5 protein-coding genes are annotated in these 4,598 nt (G+C 64.6%); all 5 read right to left on the bottom strand.

All coding sequences use genetic code 11. The annotated features are described in order from the left end of the window. Positions 1 to 100: 100 nt before the first annotated feature. Positions 101 to 1,177: a phosphate ABC transporter substrate-binding protein PstS gene (gene pstS, locus ACP5E6_RS02035; protein ID WP_427950983.1), complete on the bottom strand. Its 1,077-nt coding sequence runs from the start codon at positions 1,175 to 1,177 to the stop codon at positions 101 to 103. A gap of 118 nt (positions 1,178 to 1,295) precedes the next feature. Next, the gene (locus tag ACP5E6_RS02030) at positions 1,296 to 1,808 is read right to left on the bottom strand and encodes a hypothetical protein (RefSeq protein WP_427950980.1); all 513 of its coding nucleotides are present in this window, start codon (positions 1,806 to 1,808) and stop codon (positions 1,296 to 1,298) included. Positions 1,809 to 1,942: 134 nt separating this feature from the next. Beyond that, positions 1,943 to 2,776, bottom strand: a complete 834-nt coding sequence (locus tag ACP5E6_RS02025; RefSeq protein ID WP_427950977.1) for an inositol monophosphatase family protein — start codon at positions 2,774 to 2,776, stop codon at positions 1,943 to 1,945. After that, positions 2,773 to 4,083, bottom strand: a complete 1,311-nt coding sequence (hflX, locus tag ACP5E6_RS02020; RefSeq protein ID WP_427950974.1) for a GTPase HflX — start codon at positions 4,081 to 4,083, stop codon at positions 2,773 to 2,775. The genes ACP5E6_RS02025 and hflX overlap by 4 nt, the downstream gene beginning before the upstream one ends. Positions 4,084 to 4,089: 6 nt before the next feature. Then, positions 4,090 to 4,413, bottom strand: coding sequence for an RNA chaperone Hfq (hfq, locus tag ACP5E6_RS02015; RefSeq protein ID WP_427950971.1), 324 nt, complete (start codon positions 4,411 to 4,413; stop codon positions 4,090 to 4,092). Between the last annotated feature and the right edge of the window lie 185 nt (positions 4,414 to 4,598).

Here is a 4,598-nt window from a genome sequence, read left to right as displayed (position 1 = left end):
CTATGTTTTTTCGAGCGATTTCATGCGATTATGTTTCCGCTGTCGCGTCAACCCAATCGCATATCGCTCTAGCGGACGAGGCGCCCCAAGGGCCGGAAAATCAGCCGCCGATCTTGGCGATCTGCGCGGCCGACAGTTTCTTGATCGCCGGCGGCAACGCCTTGAACTCGACCTGCTCGAGATAATGCGGCGCATTGCCCTGGTTGCTCGCCCAGGTCAACAATTCCTTCACCGCCTTCGCCGTCGCCGCGTTCTTCTGCTTGGCGTTCACGATCGCATATTCATAGTTGATGATCGGGTAGCTCATCGCACCGGGCGCGAACACCAGGCTGATGCGCTCGTCCTTCGGCGTCTTGCCGACCAGCTCATCAGCGGCGGCGCTGATCGTCTTCGCCGTCGGCAGCACGAATTTACCGTCCTTGTTCAGCAGCATCGCCTGACCCAGATGCGCCGCGGCAACCTCCTTGTAGAACGACACGCCGATATACGCGATCGCATAGGGGTTCTGCTTCAACGCCTCGACCATGCCGGGGTTGCCATTAGCACCCAGCCCGCCCTGCACCGCCGGCCACGATACGGTGGTGCCGTACCCAACCGTATTCGCCCAGGATGGCGTCGAGAAATCGAGATACTGGCTGAAAATGAACGTATCGCCCGACCCATCGGTGCGATGCACCGGAATGATGTCATGATCCGGCAGTTTCACGCCGGGATTGAGTTTCGCGATCGCCGGATCGTTCCACTTGGTGATCTTGCCGGTATAGATCGCCGCCAGCACCGGGCCGGAGAATTTCAGATGCTTCCCGTTCAGCCCCGGCAGGTTGTAATTGATCGCCTGCGCCGAAATCGCCAGCGGAATGTTCAGAATGTCCGGGTTCTGCTTGATCTGCGGGTCCGACATATACGCGTCGGACGCACCGATCTGCACCACCCCCGAAATCGCCTGCGCGATGCCGGCCCCCGACCCGGTGCCCTGCGTGGTCACTTTCACGCCCGGATAGGCCTTCTCGAAATGGGGCACCCAGATGTTGAACAGCGGATACAGCAGGGTCGAACCGGTTTCGACCAGCGACACATCGGCCGCCTGGGCAACGCCCATGCCCAACCCGGCAACCACCGCCGCGGTCGCGGCGGCGCGCAAAAACACGGAGCGGCGCAGTTTGAATTCAGATCGCACGATGGATCTCCCTTTCGGTTGCGATAATCGACACATGAAGCCTATCAGGCGTTGGACTGCCCTGGCCCGCCGTCTAAGCGATCAATCATGACAAGGCGACGGGGTTTCAATGAAGCTTTCATGACATCCGTGCTGGTGTCACGGAATCGCGAGGCTGAAGCGTCGCGGTCGCAATCCGCCCCGCCAGCATTTCAACCGGCGTTTCCAGACCCTGATAGCGAATCGCGCGCCGCGTGTGTTTACCGTCCTCGCCGCGCAGGTGCAGCGTAAGCACCGAGGCACTGACCCGCGCCGCCGCGATTTCCGCCCATCGATACCGCTCGATCTCGCCGTGCCGCGCCATCAGCACGATCCCCTCGGCCCCGATGATCGCCCGCGTCCGCACCGCCCGGTCCGCCCGAAACCGCCGCCACGAACCAACCGAGGCGATCACCGCAATCCCCCCCGCCACCGGCAGCAGCAGCGCCGCGACCGTCAGGAACACGCTCGGCACCGCGTCCCGCACGAACACGAACGGACCCGCCACCCCCAGCGCCAGAATCAGAAACGCCACCGCCAGCGGCGGCGACACCGGCGCCGGCCCCGCCCGCAACGCCAGATCGTCATCCCCCGCCCAGCCCGCGCCGCTCACCGCGTCATCCACAGCGCAACCCCCATCCACAAGTGCAATCTGCCAGCAAACAATGCCGGTGAAAGCCGATCAGCCGCGACGGTGGGCGAAGCGCGCAGAGCGCGCCGTCCCTGTGCAACAAAGACGCGAACACTCTAGCCAAACAAATCGCGCAGAATCCAGAAACTTTCCTCATCCACCGTCGCGAGAATGCCGCCATCGAGCGCGGATGGCTGATACCCGGTGCCATCCGGCTTGCGCACATAGCCGCCCGCCTCGGCCACGATCAACGCGCCCGCCGCATGATCCCACGGCAGCGTCCGGCGTGACAATGTCGCGTGCAGATGCCCCATCGCGAGGGCGCGGTAAGTATGCGCGGCGCAGCGGAAATTCGGCGTCTGCCCCAGGCGGGTCAAACCGTGCAGCACGCGGGATCGCTCCGGCTCGCCCATATACTGCCACGATACCGAGGCGATCATGGCGTTGAGCGGCGCCGGTTTCGCGACATGGAGCCGGATCCAATCCTCGGTGCCGGCGGGATCGCGGCGGATCAGAAACGCCCCCTGCCCCGCCATGGCAACCACGGTGTCATCGCGGATCGGGTCATAGATCAGCCCGGCCCGTGTTGCATCGCCCTCGATCAGCGCGATCATGACGCCGAACAGCGGCAGGCCGGCGGCATAATTCTGCGTGCCATCGATCGGGTCGATCACGAACACCGGCACGGTGCCGGAAAGCGCCGCCATCAGCCGCGGTTCAGCCGATACCGCCTCCTCGCCAATGATCGCGACTTCGGGAAACAACGCCCGCAACCCCAGGGTCAAAGCGCGTTCAGCCGCCTCATCGGCCACCGTCACCGGGTCGAGCGGACCGGATTTGGTGCGCAGATCGGCCGGACCGATATGGCCGAACCGGGGCATGATGATGCTGCGCGCCACATTGCGCATCAACTCGATGATGGCGGTCAGATCGTCCTCGTCGAGCCTCACGTCACGCCCGCCTCGCCGGACAGGCTGAAATCCCGCTCGAACCGCGCCCGATCCTCCGGGCGCAGCCGCACCGCGACCTTGATTTCCGCCTCGAAATCCTCGCGCGCCAGCACCTCGCCATGGCGATACAGCCAGGCCAGGGTCGCGCCATCGGCCACCGGCAGCGCGTAATGGATCAGATGCATCGCCCCCGCCAGCCGCGCATCGATCGCCCCGCGCAGCGCCTGCAAATTCTCGCCCGACAGCGCCGAGACCGCGATGGCGCTGGTATCGGGCAGATCGCGCAATTCAGGCGCGAGCAGATCGATCTTGTTCAACACCTCGAAACTGCGCGACGTCCAACCGGCATCGATCATGCCAGACTCCGCCATGCCATCGAGCACGCTCACCACATCGGCGCGCTGCGCCGAGCTGTCCGGATGGGCGGCGTCGCGCACATGCAGCAAAATATCCGCGGCGGCGACCTCTTCGAGTGTCGCGCGAAACGCGGCGACCAGTTCGGTCGGCAGATCCGAAATGAACCCCACCGTATCCGACAATATCGCATGCCGACCCGAGGGCAGCACGATCAGCCGCATGGTCGGATCGAGGGTCGCGAACAGCTGATCCTCCGCCTGCACCGCCGCACCGGTCAGCGCGTTGAACAGGGTCGATTTGCCGGCATTGGTATAGCCCACCAGTGCGACCACCGGATACGGCACCTTGCTGCGCGCGGTGCGATGCAACGCGCGGGTGCGCCGCACATCCTCGAGTTCGCGCTTGAGCCGGGAGATCCGGTCGGTGATCAGCCGCCGATCCGCCTCGATCTGGGTCTCGCCCGGCCCGCCCAGAAAACCGAACCCGCCGCGCTGCCGCTCTAAATGCGTCCAGGACCGCACGAGCCGCGAGCGCTGATAGGCGAGATGCGCGAGCTCGACCTGCAAAACACCCTCGGCGGTGCGCGCCCGCTCGCCGAAAATATCGAGGATCAACCCGGTCCGGTCGATCACCTTGCAGTTCCACGCCCGCTCCAGATTGCGCTGCTGCACCGGGCTGAGTGCTGAATCGACCACAGCGACGGTAACCTCCGCCTCCGCGATCGCCGCACCAATCCGCGCCACCTGCCCCTCGCCGAACAGGGTCGAGGGCCGCAGCGCGCGGATCTGCAGCGTATCCTGATACGCGATCACCAACCCGATCGAGGCGGCCAGCCCGATCGCCTCGGCCAGCCGCGCCTCCGCCTCGCGCAGACGATCGCGCCGCGACCCATGCTCCCAGGGGAGCAGAATCGCGGCGCGGATCGGCGCTGCCTGGGTTTCGATGCTCAAATCAGGCTACTCATCATCGCGATCCGGCTCGCCCCGGTTCATCAGGCTCAGCGTGGTCGGATTCTGCGACGGGGTGACCGGCGCCGCCCCCTCCGCCTTGCTGGCGTCGAACAGCTGGATCGGCGCCCCCGGCATCACGGTCGAGATCGCATGTTTGTAAACCAGCTGGGTGTGCCCGTCCCGGCGCAGCAGCACCGAGAAATTGTCGAACCAGGTGATCACCCCCTGCAATTTGACGCCATTGACCAGAAACACCGTCACCGGGGTTTTGCTTTTGCGCACGTGGTTGAGAAACACGTCCTGCACGTTTTGGGATTTTTCGTTGGCCACGTCGGAATCCTTTATGTTTTTGTCGTCCGGACGACCGCCCGGCACGATGATTGCACCCAATTGTGGCACGACGGCCGAAAACCGTCACGCCCGAAGTTTTGCGCCGCCGCTTGCGTGGCACGAAAGCACCGGCACAGGCTTATTATAGGGCGATGACCGCGCGAAACCAGACCGAACCCGCGGCC

Source organism: Acidiphilium sp. (genome assembly GCF_049977125.1).
Classification (GTDB): domain Bacteria; phylum Pseudomonadota; class Alphaproteobacteria; order Acetobacterales; family Acetobacteraceae; genus Acidiphilium.
Note: the sequence above shows the minus strand (reverse complement) of the source record. Positions and strands in the feature narration are given on the sequence as shown.